The sequence below is a fragment of the Mucilaginibacter sp. SMC90 genome, from assembly GCF_022811725.1.
Classification (GTDB): Bacteria; Bacteroidota; Bacteroidia; order Sphingobacteriales; family Sphingobacteriaceae; genus Mucilaginibacter.
Genome location: NZ_CP094527.1, coordinates 5,710,217 through 5,731,299, shown reverse-complemented (window position 1 = coordinate 5,731,299; position 21,083 = coordinate 5,710,217). Strand labels below are relative to the sequence as shown.

The 21,083-nt window shown below is 45.5% G+C and carries 13 protein-coding genes; 7 read left to right on the top strand and 6 right to left on the bottom strand.

Translation table 11 applies throughout. From position 1 onward, the window contains the following. The first annotated feature begins 57 nt into the window (after positions 1–57). From MTO98_RS23730 to MTO98_RS23710, 5 genes are all read left to right on the top strand, one after another. Positions 58–3,528 carry an ABC transporter permease gene (locus tag MTO98_RS23730; protein ID WP_243481464.1) on the top strand — a complete coding sequence of 1,157 codons (3,471 nt, stop codon included), beginning with the start codon at positions 58–60 and terminating at the stop codon, positions 3,526–3,528. Between the two features lie 578 nt (positions 3,529–4,106). Next, positions 4,107–5,183: a hypothetical protein gene (locus MTO98_RS23725; RefSeq protein WP_243481463.1), complete on the top strand. Its 1,077-nt coding sequence runs from the start codon at positions 4,107–4,109 to the stop codon at positions 5,181–5,183. A 91-nt stretch (positions 5,184–5,274) separates the two neighbouring features. Beyond that, a complete protein-coding gene (locus tag MTO98_RS23720; protein WP_243481462.1) occupies positions 5,275–5,691 on the top strand; it encodes a hypothetical protein in 417 nt (138 codons plus the stop codon). A 179-nt stretch (positions 5,692–5,870) separates the two neighbouring features. Continuing rightward, entirely contained in the window at positions 5,871–6,980 is a 1,110-nt protein-coding gene (locus MTO98_RS23715) for a hypothetical protein (RefSeq protein WP_243481461.1), read from the top strand. Positions 6,981–7,050: 70 nt separating this feature from the next. After that, positions 7,051–8,268 carry a hypothetical protein gene (locus MTO98_RS23710; RefSeq protein WP_243481460.1) on the top strand — a complete coding sequence of 406 codons (1,218 nt, stop codon included), beginning with the start codon at positions 7,051–7,053 and terminating at the stop codon, positions 8,266–8,268. A gap of 261 nt (positions 8,269–8,529) precedes the next feature. Here MTO98_RS23710 and MTO98_RS23705 read toward each other — a convergent pair whose 3' ends face one another. The 3 genes from MTO98_RS23705 to MTO98_RS23695 form a co-directional block, all read right to left on the bottom strand. Then, positions 8,530–9,591, bottom strand: a complete 1,062-nt coding sequence (locus tag MTO98_RS23705; protein WP_243481459.1) for a hypothetical protein — start codon at positions 9,589–9,591, stop codon at positions 8,530–8,532. A gap of 1 nt (position 9,592) precedes the next feature. Next, on the bottom strand, positions 9,593–10,315 hold the full coding sequence (locus MTO98_RS23700) for a hypothetical protein (RefSeq protein ID WP_243481458.1): 723 nt from the start codon (positions 10,313–10,315) through the stop codon (positions 9,593–9,595). Between the two features lie 810 nt (positions 10,316–11,125). Next, positions 11,126–11,521 carry a response regulator transcription factor gene (locus MTO98_RS23695; RefSeq protein ID WP_243481457.1) on the bottom strand — a complete coding sequence of 132 codons (396 nt, stop codon included), beginning with the start codon at positions 11,519–11,521 and terminating at the stop codon, positions 11,126–11,128. Positions 11,522–12,146: 625 nt separating this feature from the next. Between MTO98_RS23695 and MTO98_RS23690 the strand changes: the two genes are divergently transcribed. After that, positions 12,147–15,845 carry an ATP-binding protein gene (locus MTO98_RS23690; RefSeq protein ID WP_243481456.1) on the top strand — a complete coding sequence of 1,233 codons (3,699 nt, stop codon included), beginning with the start codon at positions 12,147–12,149 and terminating at the stop codon, positions 15,843–15,845. A 470-nt stretch (positions 15,846–16,315) separates the two neighbouring features. Here MTO98_RS23690 and MTO98_RS23685 read toward each other — a convergent pair whose 3' ends face one another. Together MTO98_RS23685 and MTO98_RS34485 are read right to left on the bottom strand one after the other, a co-directional pair. Continuing rightward, complete coding sequence (locus MTO98_RS23685; protein ID WP_243481455.1) at positions 16,316–16,552, bottom strand: helix-turn-helix domain-containing protein; 237 nt, start codon at positions 16,550–16,552, stop codon at positions 16,316–16,318. A 227-nt stretch (positions 16,553–16,779) separates the two neighbouring features. Beyond that, entirely contained in the window at positions 16,780–17,046 is a 267-nt protein-coding gene (locus tag MTO98_RS34485) for a helix-turn-helix domain-containing protein (protein WP_371825381.1), read from the bottom strand. 259 nt (positions 17,047–17,305) lie between these two features. Here MTO98_RS34485 and MTO98_RS23680 point away from each other — a divergent pair, with 259 nt between their 5' ends. Further along, a complete protein-coding gene (locus tag MTO98_RS23680) occupies positions 17,306–18,742 on the top strand; it encodes a TolC family protein (protein ID WP_243481454.1) in 1,437 nt (478 codons plus the stop codon). Here the strand turns inward: MTO98_RS23680 and MTO98_RS23675 are convergent. Next, positions 18,739–21,078, bottom strand: coding sequence for a peptidase domain-containing ABC transporter (locus tag MTO98_RS23675; protein WP_243481453.1), 2,340 nt, complete (start codon positions 21,076–21,078; stop codon positions 18,739–18,741). The two genes, MTO98_RS23680 and MTO98_RS23675, sit on opposite strands and share 4 nt — an antisense overlap. Positions 21,079–21,083 lie beyond the last annotated feature (5 nt).

Here is a 21,083-nt window from a genome sequence, read left to right as displayed (position 1 = left end):
CTCGGCTGATAGCCAGTTTTTTAAAATTACGGAATGGGGATTGATGTAAGCTGACAAATGAAAGCATACGCCTTTGACATCGATTTTTATGACCTCGCTTTCCTGGGAACCATTTACGTTGGGTTCGCTTTCAGTCTGATGTTATTCTTTGTGCAAAATGGTAAGAGGATGGCAAACCGGATTCTTGGCCTTATTCTAGTGATTACCGTTGTTGAGATGTTAAGGGCTTTAAACACGAACACTCGCCTGGAACTACCACAGTTTTCGCTGGCATTAGGGCCGCTCATCTATTTTTACGTAAGAAGTATAGCAAAGCCTGATAGCAAATTTCGTAACCGCGACCTCGTTCATTTCTGCCCCGTTCTGGTAGTGGCTATCGCTGCCATTTATAATACATCAATTACTCCGTCAATGAATACGGTACTTCAATTCCTGGCATTCATTTCGGTTTGCGCCTATTTGTATACAACCCAAAAATTGATCAAAAACTTTTCTCTGGCCCTGAAGTTTAAGGGCGGCGACCGTTACCGGCTGAAATTACGCCGATTGCATAATTTAGTGAGAGGTTTCGCCTTTCTGTGGTTATTGTGGATTCCTTTTTACATCGCGGCTTGCTTAGATCCCCATAGCCAGTCAATGCACTTGTTCCGTCCATTATACTTGCTATTGGCAGCATCGGCGATAGGTGCGGCCGGCATGGTGATCTTAAGGCCTGAAATCAACTTGCCTACAGATGAACCCTATTTTTTGAAATTGCCATCGCCTGATGCCGTTAAGCAAAGGGCCGGCTGGCTTAAACAAATGATGAGAAAAGGGGCTTACTACAAAGACCCTGATTTGAGTTTGCCCATCCTAGCTGACAAGCTTGGGTTGACCACTCACGAATTGTCTGCGGTAATCAATACCGTATTTAAACAAAGCTTCAATGACTTTGTAAATGAGTTTCGTGTAGCAGATGTAGTCAGTAAGCTGCAGGATCCGACTTTTGAAAAGCTCACCCTGGAGGGCGTAGCTTATGATTCCGGTTTTAACTCACCCAGCACCTTTCACCGGGCATTCAAGCGGGTGACCGGAGAAACGCCTGCAGCGTATAAAAAACAACTGTCATCTTATAATTTGACATATGGTTCCCGGCCCCGGGCGGTAATTTCGTACCAGGTAACCCGGAATCATATGTTTAAAAATTATTTAAAAATCGCCTGGCGGAACACAACCAGGAACAAAGCCTCCTCATTGATCAATATCAGCGGCCTGGCCGTGGGTATGGCTGTGGCTATGCTCATCGGTTTATGGATATGGGACGAAGTGTCGTTCAATAAATTCAACGTGAATTATGACCGCATCGTGCAGGTGCTGGCCAATAAGCATGTCGGCGGCGGCATAGCGACGCAGGCCTCGCAGCCTTTTCCGCTTTCAACAGAATTGCGGGGGCAGTATGGCAGCGACTTTAAAGCTGTTTCTGCTACAGTTATCTACGAGCAGAACATCAATTATAATAATCATGCTTTTTCCCGGATCGGCTGTTTTGCTGAACCTGCAATGACCGACATCGTCACGCTGAATATGGTGAGGGGATCGAAAACAGCGTTCAAGATACCGGGTACCATACTGATCAATGAATCACTTGCGCGAGCCGTGTTCGGAGATGCTGATCCCATAAACAAAACAATCAAGATCAGCGATGCCTACCTGGTCCAGGTTGGCGGGGTGTATCAGGACCTGCCCCAAAATACGCAGCTGGGCAATGTTGAATTTGTAGCGCCCATCCGTCTCCTGTTTAGAAATTCCGGAGACATGAATAATTGGTATGATAGTTCCTTCCAGATTTTCGCCTTGCTGAATGAAGGAAGCCATCTAACGCAAGTAGCCCACAAAATACAGAACATCCTGTATGAACGACGGAAAGATGCTACGAAACCCGAGCTGGTCTTATTTCCGATGCGGCAATGGCATCTCTATGAGTTTAAGGATGGCATTGCTGTCGCAGGCCGTTTGCAGTTCATATGGCTTTTTGGCATTATCGGCTTATTCGTTCTGTTACTGGCTTGCATTAACTTCATGAACCTGAGCACGGCCAGGAGCGAAAAGCGGGCAAAAGAAGTGGGGATCCGCAAAGCCATCGGTTCCCTGCGCGGCCAGCTGGTGACGCAGTTCCTCAGCGAATCTTTTCTAATTGTCGCCATATCGTTTCTACTCGCTGTTCTGCTCACCTGGCTTAGCCTGCCCTTTTTTAACGACATTTCGGGTAAGCGGCTTCACCTCATCTGGAATAACCCGCTGGTATGGCTGATCTGTCTTTGCTTTTGCCTCCTGACCGGAATGACCGCAGGCAGTTACCCGGCGCTTTATTTATCATCCTTTAATGCCGTTAAAGTATTGAAGGGAACCTTCAAAGCAGGACCATTGGCAGCCATTCCCCGCAAAGTATTGGTGGTACTTCAATTTGCTGTTTCTGTTACGATCATCATCGGGACCATCGTTGTTTTCAAACAAATTGAATTCGCAAAGGACAGGCCGGTAGGTTATAACCGGGACAACCTGGTATCAATCCCTTATAACGCGATCAAAGAGTATAGCGCATTCCGTCAAGAGCTGTTGAACACCGGCGCGGTATCCGGCGTATCCCCGTCGTCTAATCCGACGACCGGTACTTGGTCGTCGGCAGATAATCTGAGCTGGAGAGGAAAAGACCCCAACCGGCAGGAGGTTTTCGGCACTGTGCTTGTCGATCCCGATTTTGGCAGCGTGGTAGGCTGGAAAATGAAGGAAGGCCGGGATTTCTCCAGAGCTTTCCTGAGTGATTCGTCAGGCTTTTTGTTTAATGAAGCAGCAATCAGGCAGATGGGGCTGAAAGAACCGGTAGGCGAAACCATCAAATGGCATGGCAAAGACTGGAAAGTGCTGGGTGTGGTGAAAGACATGGTCATGAATTCGCCTTTCGAGCCGGTAACCCCGGTGGTATTTTTGATGGATGACCGGGAGCGATCATTCAATGTGATCATTTTGAAACTCAGGCAGGGTATGCCTGCCTCCGTCGCACTCGCCAGGATCGAAGCCGTCTTTAAAAAATTCGCGCCGGAAGCACCTTTTAATTACAAATTCGCGGATAGTGAATATGAACAAAAATTCTTAGCCGAAGAACGTACCGGAAGGCTGGCTTCCGTGTTCGCGGTGCTCGCTATTTTTATCTCCTGTCTTGGATTATTCGGAGTGGCATCATTTGTAGCAGAACAACGCGTCAAAGAGATCGGTGTACGTAAGGTATTGGGGGCGTCCGTGATGAGCATTTGGGGTTCTTTGTCGAAAGAATTTATCATCCTTGTGGGAATCGCGTTGCTCATCGCCGTCCCATTCTCCTGGTATTTTATGCATCAGTGGTTGCAGCATTATACTTATCGTACCGGGTTGTCCTGGTGGGTTTTTGCGTTAACCGCAGCAGGCGCTTTGCTGATCACTTTAATCACGGTTAGTTACCACAGCATCAAAGCGGCATTGACTAACCCCGTAAAAAGCCTTCGGTCGGAATGACGTTGCTACGAAGGCCCTTAATGCTGTGACAGGAATTTTAAAAGGTAGTACAACACCTTCGGCGCAGAAAAAGATAAATGGCTGATGACCGTGTATGAGCATGAATCGATTATGCTTTTTTAAATGATTGATAAAGTGCATGATAGGTGTGCTTTCAGAACAATTGCATTTATCCGACTTCGCCCCAATGGATTACATTAAATCAAACGTCAACCTCAGTGTTTATAGTGACGGTGAAAGTAGAGTTGCTGCAAGTTATTTTCAAGACTTTATTTCCGATGTAGAAAGTGGTGTTCTAAAATTGCCAGTAACCCAAACATGCAAATTAACCAAGATTGTAAGAGCAATACATGCAAAAAAACAAAAGCCTCAAATCTTCCGATTCGAGGCTTTTGAATTAAATGACAGCCCGAGCAAGACTCGAACCATAAACCATGCGGTTCGAAAATCGCCCACTAAGGGTTCATGAAAAACAGCTGACGAGTGTCTTAATAGGAGCGCTGCACGTCAGCATTTCATATCCGCAGGTTTTTGCAAAATCGGACGCTTTCGTAAATTGCATTCTATTTTCATTGAAGATGAACGACCTTATCCCAACCATCAATGCGATCCGCCAGCAATTGTCCGGCCTAATGGAAAACTACCATCAGGAACTTATTGACATTGCCGGACAGCTTGATACAACCACCGATTATAACAACTATTTTGAGCGCATCTGGCAGGGAGGCTGGGCGCGGACAGATATTGCCTATTACCAAAATCCGAACAATCAGCACCAGACCATCCAGGTAGATGCTAATTACTTTTATGATTTTTTGATCAAGCAAACTAACACCGATGTGGATGAGCTAGGGAAACGGACCTATACGATCATCGCCGAGTTCAAGAAATTACAGACCCATGCGTTGACGGAGTTGTCTCTCATCGGTGACGAGGAAAAATTTGCGAACGAAGTCTTACTGCTTGAGAAAGTTAAGGATTTTAAATGGGGATTTGAAAGCACTGCATTCATCAAGACCCGTATTCCCAATCACATGCCTGTTTACGATCTGAATATACTTAGCCGCGGCGGGCTGGAAGTGCCGCCGCACCTGCAGGCCTGGGGCTATATCCAATCCTTAAAGACCAAGGCCGTGGCTCCGGTCAATTTTTCAGAATTGCTCACGCAATTGCTGCGGCAAGTGGAACTGAAATTGCCGAGAAGGAACCTGAGGACTGACTATACGGAAAAGATACTATTCGATGTTTTTGAAAACTTTCACCTTTCCTGCCGTCAGCTGCGTAACCGCCATGATAACCGACCAGGTTTTGAGGTTAATGATGAGTACGATGTTCAGGACCTGATGCACGCAGTGTTGAAGCTTCATTTCAAGGATATCCGGGAAGAGGAATATACCCCATCCTATGCCGGCAGCGCTACCCGCGTTGACTTCCTGCTTAAAGAGGAGCAAGTCGTGATCGAGGTCAAAAAGACCCGGCAGGGGCTGGCTGACAAACAAGTAGGTGAACAATTGATCCTTGACATCGCACATTACCGGAATCACCCGGACTGCAAAGACCTGATCTGTTTCGTATACGATCCGGAAGGCCGTATCAAAATGCGACTGGGCTGGAAAACGACCTGCGTAAACTTTCCAGCGACGAAATGCCCGTAGAGGTATTTATCCGGCCTTAAGTTGTTCAAATGGCCCGGCGCATTGTTTCCTGCGGGATTTCACGTATCTTCAAATTTTAATTTCGCCGGCCGTGGAACGAACTCTGCATAGCTTACATTCTAAAGAAAAGATCAGCAACAGGGCTGCATTACTGGCCCGTTTACAACGTCCCGGCGGGCGGATCGAACTCACGGATATCCAGTTTCAGTTGAATGAGAACCTGTTGACTATCATCCAGCAGGCGCCGGTTGAGGGTATCGAGGTGATCGAAGCCAGTGATGAAGACTACCAGTATGAGCATATTAATGCCGCTATCAGTCCGGGCTTTCACTGCAGTTACCTGCGGTTCAGAAACAGGTCGACGTCTACAGTTGCCGCTTTGCAGGTCCCGCGGTTTTCCGCCACTGCATATTTGAAAAGGGTTTTAATATCCGGGATGCGGAGTTTGACGAGAGGGCGGAATTCGAGGAGGTCAAATTCCAGGGCGAGACACTCTTTGCCCAACTGACAGCACTTAAAAAATTCTATATTAACCGCTGCACGATCAACCAGGTCCAGCCCGGTTTCAAGTACAGTCGTTTCCATGACGATGTAGTTATTCTCAACAGCCATTTCCCCCGGGGGCTTGATTTGAGCACTTGCCATTTCCAGGCCGGACTGCAGGTACTGCTCAACCGGATTGGGCAAGTGCTGAAGCTCTCCGACAGCGAAACAGTCGGCTTATTGGTGATTGGCGGCTCACTTGATGGTAAAGACAGGCAGCAGATTGACGAGCTGGAGTTCCATGATTTGAAAGCCAACGGCCAGGTCCAGTTGCGTAGCAATGATATCTTGAAAAAATTGCACGGCGCCCGCGCTAGGTTTGCCTCATTCTTGTATATCAATTTTGTACATTTTCATGGGGACAAAAATGCCTTCGCAGGAAATACATTCGAAGGAGGTGTTGAACTAACTGACTGCGTCATTGACCGTCACCTCAGCTTTTCCTATTCGACCTTCCTAGGTGTTTTTACGTTCCAGAAGAATCGGATCGATCAGGCAGACCTTTATTTCACCGGCTGCCACATTCGGGAGAACTTTTGGTTTGGACAGCATCACCAGGCGGAATCCACTGCCTTTTCCGGGAAACTCAGCTTATTGGCCGCTACGGTTTCTGCGAACAGCATTGTGGGCATTTTTCGCCTTAACGAATCTGCGCAGCTGGCCGGTGAACTCCTGCTGAAAGATATGCTTATCAAGGGTCTGCTTGACATCCGGTATGTTAACGTGCGGAACCTGCAAATGCAAGGCGCAGTCGTGCCCGGCAATGTGCAGGAGGATGGTTCGGTAACCGGCGCTGTGAAAGACCGTGGTACGGCGAGGCTCCTGAAAAATGAAGCCAAAAAGATCAATAATCAAATCGGCGGGCTGAGTTATTACCGGAAAGAAGTACAGGCCCATGCGAGGGAACTACGCTGGCGGAATTGGGAGGACCGCCTGTTACTCTTGCTGAACCAGATATCTAATAATTACGGAACCAGCTGGAGCCGGGGCGTACTTTTTACCTTACTGTCGGGTTTACTTTGTTTTACCGCTTTCTGGCTTTGTGCAGAAAACTCATTGGTCAGTCAGCAGCCTGCGAATTTCTGGGCCACTTATATCAATTTCATCTGGCTCCCCAGCGGCCTGCAAGGCTTGCTTGACACCACCGGCCGTTTGCACGGCGGAATCGCCGGTGTCTGCTTCTTCCTCCTGGGAAAAGTGTTGATCGCCTACGGTATTTACCAAACGATAGCCGCTTTCCGCAAATATTTGTAAGACCCCTGCCGGACCTGCCCTAAAAAACGCCTGAACTTTTGCCTAAATTTTTGCTAATAATTGGCCTGATATGGAAATGCTCAACCTGAATCTAAGCCGCGAAGACGCGCTGAAAGGAGCCTTAAGCTCGCTGGAACTCAATGACTACGGTTTGTTTTATGTGGTATTAAAAAAGCATGCGCATTTTCATTTCTTCCGGCATTTAGTCGCCGATCCGGAGCGCACCTATTTCGAGCCGCTGCAGCAATCGTTCCGGTACGATCTGAACGACAGCCAGTTGCTGAAAACCGATATAGATGGCATCGTCTGTTATGAGTTTTACTTCCGTTTCAGCCTGGAAGGCACGCTGAACGAGCATGATGAGCGGGGCAGGCACACCAAAGCCCAGCCCTTTACCTTAAAGGGCATCGCGCGTGTACACCATTTCTCGAACACCTACGGACTTGGCCATGAGGATCTGGTATTGTTCGATGAAGCGCAGTACCGTCTCCTACTGGATGAACGCGACATTCGGGCATTGCGCCAGGACCTTGGCTGGTCCTACCTGAATAATCAAACGTATGACGGGCAGGATGGCGTCAGCTTTTTTACCGGTATCTGGCATAAACCCCTGGCTGATCCCAACGACCAGGCCAGGAAAGAACAGCTTGCCGAACACACCAGCCTAAACTACTTCCACGAACTGGAGAGTGCCTTCAGCTCCATGGTTTATGCCGCGCTGCAGGCCAAACGCTTGCAACCTTATGTCGGATCTTTCAAAGACCACTATTACCCTTACCAGGGCCGCAAACAATACTATATTGAGCACAATACATTTCTGAGCCGACACCTAGAATTTCTTTCTTACGCGCTGGCGGCCATTTATACGTTTTGGGAACGGCTGGCATTTCTTTCCGCGCTGCATCTGGCGCCCGGAAAATTGAAGACCATTTCCTTTTTCAGCTTGTATGGTAAGGGCCTGCCGGATCTTCGCCAACGTTTTCCGTCCATCGCGCAAAGTGCCGAACTCGCTTATCTCGCCGGCCGGTGTTCGGGCAAGCACACCGACCTGGCGAAATACCGGCATCCGATGATCCATTACCAGTTCGACGAAGCGGTGCTACGCGGTAACAGGAACGCCGATCTGTTTCGCCTCATGCTGGACAATATCCAGGACGAGGCGGAACTGGAAAAACTTTATGCGGCTATGGCAAATACGATGGATTTTGTGGCGGCGGAAATCGCCGAATGTAAGCTAGGTTTCCTGCATACGGTCAACCTTGTCCGGAAAGTTCAGGAGCCGGTTTAATTGTGCTTAAATCCAGGGGATGTCTTCTTCATTACCTCCTGTGAATTTATTCAGCGAGATTCTATTGGCAAATCTTCCGCGATAACCCAGGACATGCAGGATGAGCAGTTCCAGACAATAAAGTCCGAGATGGCGGATGTGAAAGCGGTCCGTCGAAGGGATCGCCTGCAGGGTTTTCCGCTTGTGGTTATCGGAATGCACGATGGCATTGCGGACGCGCGTAAACAGTTCGGGCAGGTCATTGATCAGTATGCCTTTCGCTTAGAGGTCGGCCGTGATGCGCCGGTATGCCGCCGGCACCTGAACATCGATGTCGGCGCGGATCAGCAATGCGCGCAACTTACCTGCCGCATCTACCTTCTGGCCTTTCGGCGGCTTTCCGATTTGCCAGTTATACATCAGCTCAAAGGCGTTTTGCATGAACACGATCGATCCTTCGGCGAAACCGCTGTTATTATTGGCCTCGACATACCAGTGGATCAGCAGATCGAGGCATTCGCGGTCCTCCGCCTTTTGCGTCATAGCCGTAAAGTCCTGCCAAAGTGTGCTGATATGCGGGGCGTACAACTGAGGGAGCCAGCTGTATTCCTCTTTGTATTCGTCAGCGTGATAGGCGGAATAGTCTTCCCAGGAAAGGGCGTCTCGCTCGTACGCCTTGATGAGACAGGGGAAACAACGCCGGCCGTTCAGAAAGGTCAAAAATAAACCCAGGTCACTGATCAGCTTGCTGGAAGCATCGCTGGTAAACAAGCCGGTCTTGCTCCGCGCTTCTCCCGCACAAGTAAGCGCATAACCCCCTTCCTGTTTCAGTTGCTTTTTTAGCATTTCAGCGCCGGGCTGCCGATCAATATGGATCACCCAGTTCGCGTCCTCCAGCAGGATGCGATGGGCATAGACACGCTCTTCCGTACGAACCGGCAAGCCGAGGACCTCGCGAAAGTTAGGCAGTGCGAAAGTCAGCCGGTCCGCGTTTTGACGCCAGTTCAGGACCACCGGGTTGTTAACGAGGCCGCTGAGGGAACCATCCGAGCCGCCGAGATAGGTAATAAAAGCCGCGCCATGTTCCAGGTGTCGGTCAGGAATCAGGATGCGCTCTATGTTAAAGTCAAAGGTATAGCGGTCTATCTCCCCCCGCAGCCGCACACCGGGCCTCGGTCGCCACGAAAAGTAAAGCTCACCTTTTACAGGCAAACGACCGGTCGCCAGCGCAAGCTCAAAATCGCCCCGGTAAAACGTTACCGGCTCGTTAGCGTCGCCTTCCCCGGTGGCAGACCGGATGAGCGGCGGCAGGCGCTCAAATACTTCGTTGTGATCTGCGCTCATTTCAGTTCAGGTCTTTACGAAAGGTGGGTATGTATTTGCCTTTGTGGTATTTCCAGGTCTTATCATTGTCCAGCATTTGTTCAAAGACATCCTTGCTCATACTGGGACCGAAGCCATGAAAGATCATCACCAGGATCATATCGTAAGCCCTGAAAATGAGCTTATTGATGTCGCTGAGCATCGCTGTGCTTTCGTAACCCATGGTATGGCCGTTTCTACGGTTCCGGATCTGCTCGTCCAGTTGTTTTTTGGAAGGGTGAACATAGGCACAGGCTTTGTAAAAAAAGTCCTTCACCTCATTCCGGAACTCGGTCTGGCGTGCGGCGAAAGGCGTAGCATAACGGTCGATCACGGTTATCGAGGATTTTGGGATCTCGTCGAGCAGATATTGCTTTTTATTATCAAGGCTGTCACCCATCAATGCGTAATCGATAATCACATATTTGGTAACCAACTCGATCAGGTAACGCAATTCACGTTTAGGCATGTTATGAATACCCGACTCCACCAAGCTCATCACACCGATGGCGGATTCAATCAGTTCGTCGATCACGTGGATAGTCAGAAACTCGTCATAGATCTCCTTGGCCCGGGTCGAATAAATAGCGACCATCTGCAAGGCATGGATATAATCAAATGTGATCTTCTTCAGGTATTTTAGTTCATTGCGGTACGGTTCGGTCTGGAAGACCTCCTCCTTAAAGCGCTCGTCTTTCTCAGCCATGGCTTGCTGGACCCGCGCCCGCAGTTCCGTTAATACGCTATTTTCTTCCATAATGCCTTAACATGATGGCTAAATTTACGTAAAGTAATGCTAAAACTTCCCGGTATAAATTTGTCAACTATTAATAGATCTAAAAATATCGACCCATCGGCACGGGAGAATCAAAAATGGAGCGCCGTTCACTTTTTTAATGATAGATAACTATTTATTATCATAAAACCTTGAAAGATCATTTAACGATTTGCACAAAGCTGTATTTGGCCATAAGTCGATATAAATCAAATGTATAAAATATCTATTTTTCAATGAAGTTAAAAGTGCTTTTATTGAAAATTTTATGATGGTCATACAATGTTGATTTTTGAAATATAGGTGAGATGGTAATGTCAAAGAGGAATTGATAACCTTGAAAAATTTGAATCTACACAGGCCGAAAAATACCTATACCGATATTTAGAAAGAATAGCGAAGTGATCCGATGCCTCATGCAAAGTCAATAATACCAATTTTAAACACATTATGCCGCAAGAGAAGGCCTATATTCTTAACGTCAAAATAATCTTCGAGGTTTAGCTTCTTCGATGTGATTTCATGAAAAGAATTTCAACACATTAAATAGAAAAACCATTCATTACGTTCCCATTAATACCTACCATCGCCAATTTCCAACCAGTTTACTTACACATTAGAACTTTGAAAGGTACAAGCAAAAGCAAAGCCAATTGTGTATGCTGTTAATCGCGGCCAACGAGGTGATACATCCGCGTGATACATACTGCGACTTTTTCTGCTATATTGAGGTTGGTGCTGTTATGCTGCGGAATAATAATTAACTTTTTGCAGGAGTATATCTATGTCGAATGGCTTGGGCAGGTAGTCATCTGCATGGCATCCTTTTTCATGGTCAATAGATGCATGTGTGGCGGAAACTATAATTATCGGAATCTCCTTAGTTGCCGGAGCTTCTTTTAACATGCGGCATATATCTCTACCATCCATATCTCCAAGCATAACATCGAGCAAAATGACATCGGGCCTGGAGTCGGCAATGGTAAAATCTACATCGTGACCATCAGCAAGCTCTTTAACCTGGTATCCTTCAGAGGTAAGAATAAAATTGATCACGTTGCGAATATCCGCATCGTCATCCACAACAAGTATTTTTTTTAATTGTTCCATTTTGTTTTTAATTAGTGCTACTTCCATCACACTAATTAAAAAAGCGCATGAAAGGCGCTTGATCTTTATAGGTAGACGTCTATAGTATATAAAATATACGCTCAGCTGCTTTTTTCACAGCTTTTGATTTAAGCTTTTTCAATCCAGCAATTATATACCGATAGCCGTTAATAATATGGCTGCTATTCCAGTTGCTTTCAGTCCTTTATAACTTATTATCAAGATGGGGTAAATATCGTGCCACAAAACCCCTCATGTATAGAATTTGATATTAGCCAGAAAGATGTATAGTAATAACTACGGATTATATCATTGGGGATTCCCCCAATATTTAACCATGATCAAAAGGGTTCATGCTACAGACATTTTTCCTAAAAAATGGACATCCCCTCCTTTAGATTTATACCAATTTAGCAGGCATATTGCTTGCTTTATCAGCGGTTTACACCAATCCTAAATCTCTTTTATACCGATGACAGGAGGATCTAATGGTCATAGGCTGGCCATCTAATACCGTTAATTGCTTTATCCGTTTCTAATAGGGCATGATCGCGCGCCGTTGTTCATTTTAATATCAATATTTTCCCATATTTCCATGATCAGTAGTTAATCTACAAAATCTTTATATTTACCATTGTATTAAGCTATTTATATGAGTGCAGGCAACGCTGAAAGCAGCGAGCAATTTTTATCCGGTGGTGGGGAAATGGGCAAACTGATCCGGTCGATGGATTGGTCGAAAACAGCTTTGGGACCGGTAGAAAGCTGGCCGCAAAGTTTACGAACCTCCGTAAGTTTATGCTTATCTTCTACTTTTCCGATCCTTATAGCCTGGGGCCCGGAAACAATTCAAATCTATAACGACAGCTACCGCCCCATCTGCGGCGAAATGCATCCGCGTTCCATGGGAATGAATTTTCGAATTTGCTGGGAATCTGCACTGGAAGTAGTGGGCGACAAGTTCACCCGCGGACAGCAAGGCGAAGGAACTTATATTACCGACCAGCGAATGTTCCTTGAGCGTTATGGTTACCTGGAAGAAGCATGGATGACCTTTTCTTTCGCCCCAATCAGGGACGAATCAGGCGGAGTAGGCGGAATATTTCACCCGATTACGGAAACAACTGAAAAAATGTTGGCAGGCAGGCGAACCCAGGTTTTGAAAGACCTTGGCGCGGCGCTCGCGCAGGCCAAATCAGTAACGGAAATCGGTGAGCTGACTACCGCCCAGCAAAGTAATTATGATCTGGATGTTCCATTCCTGCTTTTTTATCAATTTGCAAGTGATCGCGCAAATCTGATCAGTTCTTCGGGTGTCGAATCAACTACGCTTGCACCTGATTTTATTGCACTCAGCGACAGCAACTGGCCTTTACAATCTGTAATTACATCTGGCCAATTGCTTCAAGTTAATAATTTACAAGAATCGTTTGGTGATTTTCACAGTGGCCCTTATGAAACCCCGCCGCATACTGCAATCCTTTTGCCGGTGAGAATTTCCGGGCAAAAGGACTTATTTGGATTTATCATTGCGGGGGTCAGTGTCTGCCGTGCCCTCGACGAAAACTATCTGAATTTTTATGAACAACTGGGCGGTACATTCAATACGGCTGTTTCTAATGTTTACGCATACGAACAGGAACAAAAACGTGCTGAAGCGCTGGCGGAAATCGACCGCTCAAAAACTGCGTTTTTTAGCAATGTTAGTCACGAGTTCAGAACACCACTAACCCTGATGCTTGGGCCGCTGGAAGACCTGCTACAGCAAACCGATCTTAGTATCCACAATAAGTTCCAGGTGGAAGCTACCCATCGCAACGCCATGCGGTTGCTGAAACTTGTAAATAATTTATTGGATTACAGCCGTGTCGAAGCAGGGCGTGTGCAGGCTGCCTACCAGTTGTTAGATATAAGCGAACTCACGACAGATCTGGCAAGTAGTTTCCGCTCTATTATTGAAAAAGCAGGCATGGAACTGATTGTAAACTGCAAACCTATCAGCGGCGCGATATATGCCGACCGACAAATGTGGGAAAAGATAGTATTGAACCTGTTGTCCAATGCCTTTAAATATACCTTGCAAGGAACTATAGAAGTTAATCTTCAACAGGAAGGGAACTTCACGATACTTAGAGTGATAGATACCGGGATCGGTATTCCTGATAAGGAGTTGCCACACATGTTTGAACGCTTCCACCGGGTTGAAAATGCAGCCGGGCGCACCCACGAAGGAACGGGTATCGGACTTTCTCTGGTCAGTGAACTGGTTCATTTACATGGCGGAGAGATCAGTGTCAGCAGTATCGAAGGAAAAGGCAGCACATTTACAGTAAAAATACCTTTGGGAAAGGCCCACTTGCCTGAAACACAAGTTATTGAAAGTAAGAAATCAAATGACAGTGGTATAATTGCCGCTTCCTTCATACGGGAAGCCTACAGTTTATTACAGGATGAGGCCGGTTTTGACAATGAGGAAGTAAAGCGAACGGCGAGCGATGAGGTGACCAGTCAGGACCAGTCTGTTCAGAAAGACACACACATTTTGATCGTGGATGATAATGGTGACATGCGGGCTTACCTGAAACGCTTGCTGGAGCCATACTTTACAGTGCGTTCCGCGCCAAACGGCGCCGCAGCACTGGAACAGATCGAACAATCGATCCCGTCGTTGGTACTTAGCGATATGATGATGCCCGTGATGGATGGTAAGACTTTATTGGAGCATATCCGCAATGACGAGCATCTTTACCGGTTACCGGTTATTTTTCTGTCCGCCCGGGCAGGCGAAGAAGCCCGCATTGATGGACTGGAAGCCGGAGCTGATGACTACCTGGTTAAACCATTCTCTGCCGCGGAATTATTAACAAAAGTCCGTGCACAGATCAACATTAGTAAAGCACGCGGCCATGCAGAAGATCAGTTACGGGCGTTGCTGACGGAGGCGCCGGTGGCTATGGCGATTTATCGCGGTCCAAACCATATTATCGAATTAGCTAATCAGCGAATGCTGGCTTATTGGGGCCGAGGTAAAGAATTGACAGTTAAGCGCCCGCTTTTTGAAGCAATCCCGGAATTGGATACCCAAGGTTTTCGGCAAATCATGGATACGGTTTATCAAACCGGCGAACGTTTCATTGCCAGCGAAACACCTGTTGTGTTATACCGCTTTGGCAAAGAAGAAACCGCCTATGTTAACCTGACGATTGAGGCTTTAAAAGATGAAAATGGACTGGTTAACGGAATGATCGCCGTTGCAGCGGACGTAAGTGACCAGGTCACTTCCCGTTTAGAACTGGAAAGAGTAAGTGATACGCTCCGGCTGGCCATGGATTCTACGGGAATGGGTATTTATCGGATTACTCTGGCTTCTGATCTTCTGGAAATATCGCCGAAGGCCAGGGCTATACATGCTATTCCGCCCGAAAAAGTTTTATCGTATGAAAACACCTTATCCGTCGTCGTCCCTGAACACCGGGAGCGGTTTAAAAGCGCGATCAATAAGGCCGTCGAAACAAAAGATATTTTCAGTGAGGATTACCAAATTCAGCCTTTTGATGGCAGCAAGCGCAGATGGCTGAATTCGACAGGTAAAGTAGAGCTGAATGCCAAGGGAGAGCCAATCTCAGTAGTCGGTACCATTTTTGACATCACGGAAAGTAAAGAAGATGATTTGCGGAAAAATGATTTTATCGGAATGGTAAGTCATGAATTAAAAACACCGCTAACAACCTTGAGCGGATTCTCACAGCTTGGTTTGCGGCATGCCCGGCAAACAGCAAATAATTATACGGAGGGATTATTTGATAAGATGAATAGCCAGATACGCAAAATGACCGGCATCATTAACGGATTTTTGAATGTTTCCAGGTTTGAATCCGGCAAGATCCATTTGAATAATACAAGTTTCCGGTTGGATGAATTGATCCGGGAAATAATTGTCGAGACAAGCGTTACTGCGGGAGAACAAAGCATTGATGTAAACTGTGAAGAAATAACTATAACTGCCGACCAGGAAAAAATCGGGACAGTACTAACCAATTTACTTAGTAACGCGATCAAGTATGCCAAAGGCAAACAGGTATCTGTAAGATGTAAAACAGGTAAAGAGGGTGTGATTGTAAGTGTACGTGATAAAGGTGTTGGCATTAGGGAAAGTGATTTGAAGCGTTTATTTGAGCGGTACTACCGCGTGGAAAATCATCAAACCCAGCATATTGCGGGATTTGGCATCGGTTTATATCTGAGTGCTGAAATTGTGAAGCGGCATGGCGGTAGAATCTGGGCCGAAAGTGAATTGGGTAACGGATCTGTCTTTTATTTCACGCTGCCAATGCTTAACACGGAAATATGAATTAAGAGTTTATCAGCCAAATTAAAATTTCTTCGCAATGCTGGCAATCTGAAGGATTGACAAGTAGTTAACCTCGAGCCCGCAAATTTTTATTTCAGAAAGAAATGGATAATCTTATTTTCATTAAGATAGCACGTGATAAGATGTACAGCTATTTGCGAAAGATTGATGACCTATCTTTTAGAATAGTGCATCTATATGGATCAGTTCCTAAAGTTTTTGCCTCCGAATGTTCTATATCGCCAGCCTTTTTTTAAGCTGATTTGCAGCGTAACCTTCAGCATCCTTGTCTTAGGCACTTTAGCATCATATCAAAAAACTCGTGAGTGAGGCCATTATAGTTTTTACAGTCGGTTTGCGCTCCGGCTGCTTTTAATTTAGCTGCCAGTTACTGCCAATTTACTTTGCAAGGGGGCAATTTTGGGCGGCAGCAGTTGACGATGCTATGTTTTTTGATATTGCTATTACTTTTAGACTGCAACAGCCTTTTCCATGTCATCATCCACCATTAAAAGATCTGAAGGCGATATTTCCAATACACTGGCAATCTTGATGAATCTGTCGAGTGTCAGCTTTACATATCCTAATTCTATCTTACTGAAGGTATTCTGTGAAATTTTTAATTTATATGCAACATAAAACTGGCTGTAGTTTTTAGATTCTCTTATATCTCTAATGCGTTGGGCAATGACTTTCTCGTTTAGCATATTACTATTGATATACACATTAATAAACGTAGATAAGAAGAGGGTGGTTTTTCGATAAGCAAGTTATATTTCCTAATATATCAAGTAAACCCATCAAGCTTCGAAAAGTGACTCAGATTTTGTGTTTCTCAGAAGGTATTTGCAAATACTACCCGAACGGTTGTATTTAATATTAATTATTTCATAGATAAATTTTTAGCGCTGAAAAGTTTGTGATGTATTGGAAACTAAACTGCTTCCCTTGATTTTAGGAGACCGGAACTATGAATTACGATCATATGAGATGGACATAATAAAGAAAACACATCAGTTTGAAGCAAGGGGGCGATGATGAAGATGTGCTCTAATGTTATTTTTTTCTTTCCTTGCTCCATTGAGCTATAGCTCCGCAAGGTTATCCCCAATTTTTGGCTAATGAAACTTTTTGAAATATTTTTTTGTATGCGAATACGGCGGATATTGGAAATTACGTGAAAGGCCGTTAGGAATCTCATTTTTATCAGTAACTCATATTTGCAAATATAAAAGTCAAAAAGTCTTTTCGGAAATAATTATTAACTTATAAGCTACCATAACCGGAAAAATGCTTAACAATCAAAACATAGCTTTATTAAACTATGAATAAGCAATAAAATTCATAAACGTCACTACAACATCGATATCGACGATAGTTAAAACCTGACGCTATACGATATTATATATCAGCGAAAAACAATTGTAGCCTGCCAGTTTGTTTAGTAATGACACTATTATATGTCAGGAAATTTATCTATCAAAGCGACAGGCAGGAGGCTTGTTCCCTTATTTTTAATATTTATTTGTTGCGAAACACAAGGGCAAACCAAGATTACGCTTGAAGAGGCGATTGATAGCACTATGGTCCATAATATAGAAATACGGCAGGCCCGCTTCGATGAGGCCATTGCCGCTGAAGACCTGAAGGCCGCTAGGGGGGCAACATTGCCTACTTTAAACGGGAGCGTCGCAGCTTATCGCCTTTTTGGCCGGGCGCTCGACCCTACAACTTATCAATACAACAATGCCGCTGCCAATGTAGCCCAGGGTAGCGTTTACGCTAATGTTACGCTGTTTCAGGGATTTGCCAAAATGAACACCATTAAGCAAAATAAGTACTTGCTTGATGCCAATAAAAGTAATGTTGATAAGATAAAAAATGATCTTACGCTTTCTGTGCTTTATACTTACATTCAGGTGCTAACCAACCGCGATCTGCTTGCTGCATCCAAACAACAACTGGCAATAGCTAACGACGAACTTGCCCGCCAGAAAAAATTCTACAAGGTAGGCCAGAAAACCCTTGCCGATCTGTCGCAGGCCAAAGCACAGGTAGCAAATGCCGAGGCTAATCAAATTAATGCGCAAAACGATTTGGAACGCGCCTACCTTACTTTGACGCATTTTATGGAGCGCGATGATAAATCACCTTTCGTAGTAGTAGACCCGCCCAAAAATGCTATAGATCAACTCAATACCGGCTATACCAACGATGAGGTTTATAAAACCGCGCTCGAAACCAATCCCGACATACAGGTTGTAGAGAAAAGACGTCTTGCCGCCGAAAGTGGCGTTGATGTGGCTAAAGGTTTAAAATATCCAAGTCTTTCATTCGGTGGTGGTTTAAATACCAGCTATTCCAGCAGCCAAAGCACGGTTGTTGCCACTCAAATTACCGGGGCAGTGCCTATAGGGGTAGTGCAAAATACCAACGCAGCGGTTATCGCACCGGTATATCAAACACGCGCGGTTTCGTTTGGAGATCAGCTAAGTAATAACTTTAATCAGGCTGTAGGTTTTACACTTGCTATCCCTATTGCAAATGGCAATGCAGCCAACATCAATGTACGCAAAGCAAAACTCAATTACCAAAACTCGCTGGCTACCGAGCAACTTGCTAAAAACAATATGCGCAAAACCATTGCCGAAGCGGTTTGGGATGTGCATGCCACACAAAAAAGATATACCTCGGCACAGGTTACCTTTAAATCTGCGGCTGATGCGTTCAAAGTAATGCAGCAACGCTATTCGGTTGGTTTGGCCAACAGCCTTGAAATAAACGTGGCAGAGAACGAACGGAATATCGCAGAGTTTTCATTGATTCAAACCCGTTATGAATTGATTTTAAAAAGCAAGATCATTGATTATTACCTGGGTAATAAGATTAGTTTTTAGTTTTCTGCGGATGCTTTTGATTTAACGCTTTTTCGTGGTTTGCTTTGCCTTGCCAGTATCACATCTTCGGCCGGGAATTGCTTTTGCCACATATTGAAGTACTGGCCTTGCTGCGCCATCAATTCATGGTGGGTGCCTTCTTCCACCAACTTTCCAGTTTGCAATACGATGATCTTATCGGCATTCATAATGGTACTTAGGCGGTGCGCTATTACAATGATGGTTTTTTGCCTTTCGCGAAGTAAAGCTATAGCATTTTGAACATGTGATTCAGATTCCGAATCGAGCGATGAAGTAGCCTCATCAAGGATCAAAATCTCGGGGTCGCGATAAAGCGCACGGGCTATGGCTAAGCGTTGCCGTTGCCCGCCCGAAAGGTTGGTGCCATTCTCTCCTAAAAATGTATTGAAGCCGTTAGGCAGCCTTTCAATAAAATCAGTAATTTCCAGCTGACCGCAAATCTGCAATACCCGTTTCAAATCAGGTTCCAGATCGCCTACCGCTATGTTTTCGGTTACATTGCCTGCAAACAGGTGTACATCCTGAGGCACAACACTCACCATTCGGCGCAAGCTTTCATTAGTAACATATTGGATATCAAAATCACCAATAAATATCGAACCGGATTGCAATGTGTAAATATTTTGCATGAGCGATAAGAGCGTTGTTTTGCCTGAACCGCTTTCGCCAACAATAGCGGTGATTTTGCCTTTGGTAATGTTGAGATCTAGTCCTTCAAATACAGTAGCTCGGCTGCCATACCTGAAATGCACATCTTTAAAATGGATATTGCCTATCATATCCGGGGTAAGCTCTGCACGGTTTTCGGCCGGCTCCTGTTCCATATCCATGATCTCGAAAAGACGGTCGGCCGCTATACGAGCATCCTGAAGTGTTTTATTCATGCCGATAAGCCCGGCAACTGGACTCATAAAATAGCCGATGATGGAATAGAACGACAACAATTCGCCGGGAGTAATGATTTTATCCAGCACAAATGCCGAACCTGTCCAAAGCAAAATCACCGTAAAAGAAGTAGAAACCAAACTGCTGAAGTTACCAACCCAAAGCGAGTTGGTTGCCGAACGGAAAACCGTTTTCAACATATTGATAAAGCGGGTTTCGGTTTTGAAGTTGGCAAAATCTTCCAGCCCAAAACGTTTAATGGTAGGTATCGCGTTTACAGATTCAACCAACTGGGTTTGCAGGTCAGCGGCGTTTTCCATCAGTTTACGCTGGGTGGTGCGGTTCAATCTATCGGATAGCTTGTAGATCAGCGCGAACATCGGCACAATGGTGAGCATAATGAGCGCCAATTTCCAATAATAGGTGAACATCAGCGCAAACGAGAAGATCAATATAAAAATATTCACCGCGAACATCACCAGCACCTCGTTAATAAACGAGCGGATCTTTACCGCGTCGTTTATCCTTGATATGATCTCGCCAACGCGCATGCTGTCAAAAAACTGCTGCGGCAGCTTAAGCAGGTGTTTATAATAACCAAGTATGAGCCGGGCATCAATCTGCTGGCCGGTTTTAAGGGTGATCAATGTGCGGGCATGGTTAATAAAAACCTGTAAAAAAATGATCACTACCATCACCACACCCATCAGGTTAAGCAGGTTGCGGTTATCCTCGGGCAAAACATTATCTACTATCTTTTGCAGAAATATGGAGGTGGAGAGGCCCAATATGGTATAAACGACCGCGCCCAACAATACCTGTAGCAGCATGCCTTTGTGGGGTTTTAACAATTGCCAGAAGCGTTTTTCTACAGATACCGTTTTATCGCCGGCAATAAATTGTTCGTTCGGCGCAAGCAGCACTAATATCCCCGTCCAGATCTTTTTAAAATCATCATGGCTTAGTTGGTGGAGGTAACCATCGCCGGGATCCATCACTTCTATAAACGTGTCGGTGACTTTATATATTACTACATAATGCTGCAACTGGTTTCCCAACAATACGTGGGCGATGGTTGGTGTAGGAATTTCGAACAGGTTTTCGAAAGCGCCTTTTACGCCCTTGGCCGAGAAACCCATCTGGTTGGCGGCTTCTATCAACCCTAATAGGTTAGTACCCTTTTTATCGGTTGATGCCAGCTGCCTGATGCGGGCAATAGGCATACTGAGGTTATAATAAACGGCTACCGATGCCAGGCAGGCCGCGCCGCAATCCATAATATCATGCTGCCTGATCTGTACCCGTTTCTTTAAACGTTTACTTTCGGTAAGCGCCTGCCATTTTTTGTACAGCCTGTTATTATTGATCCGCTTAGCAAGGCGATTGTACCAGGCTTCGGTACGGTTTAAAAATTGATCGAAATTTGCCATAACCT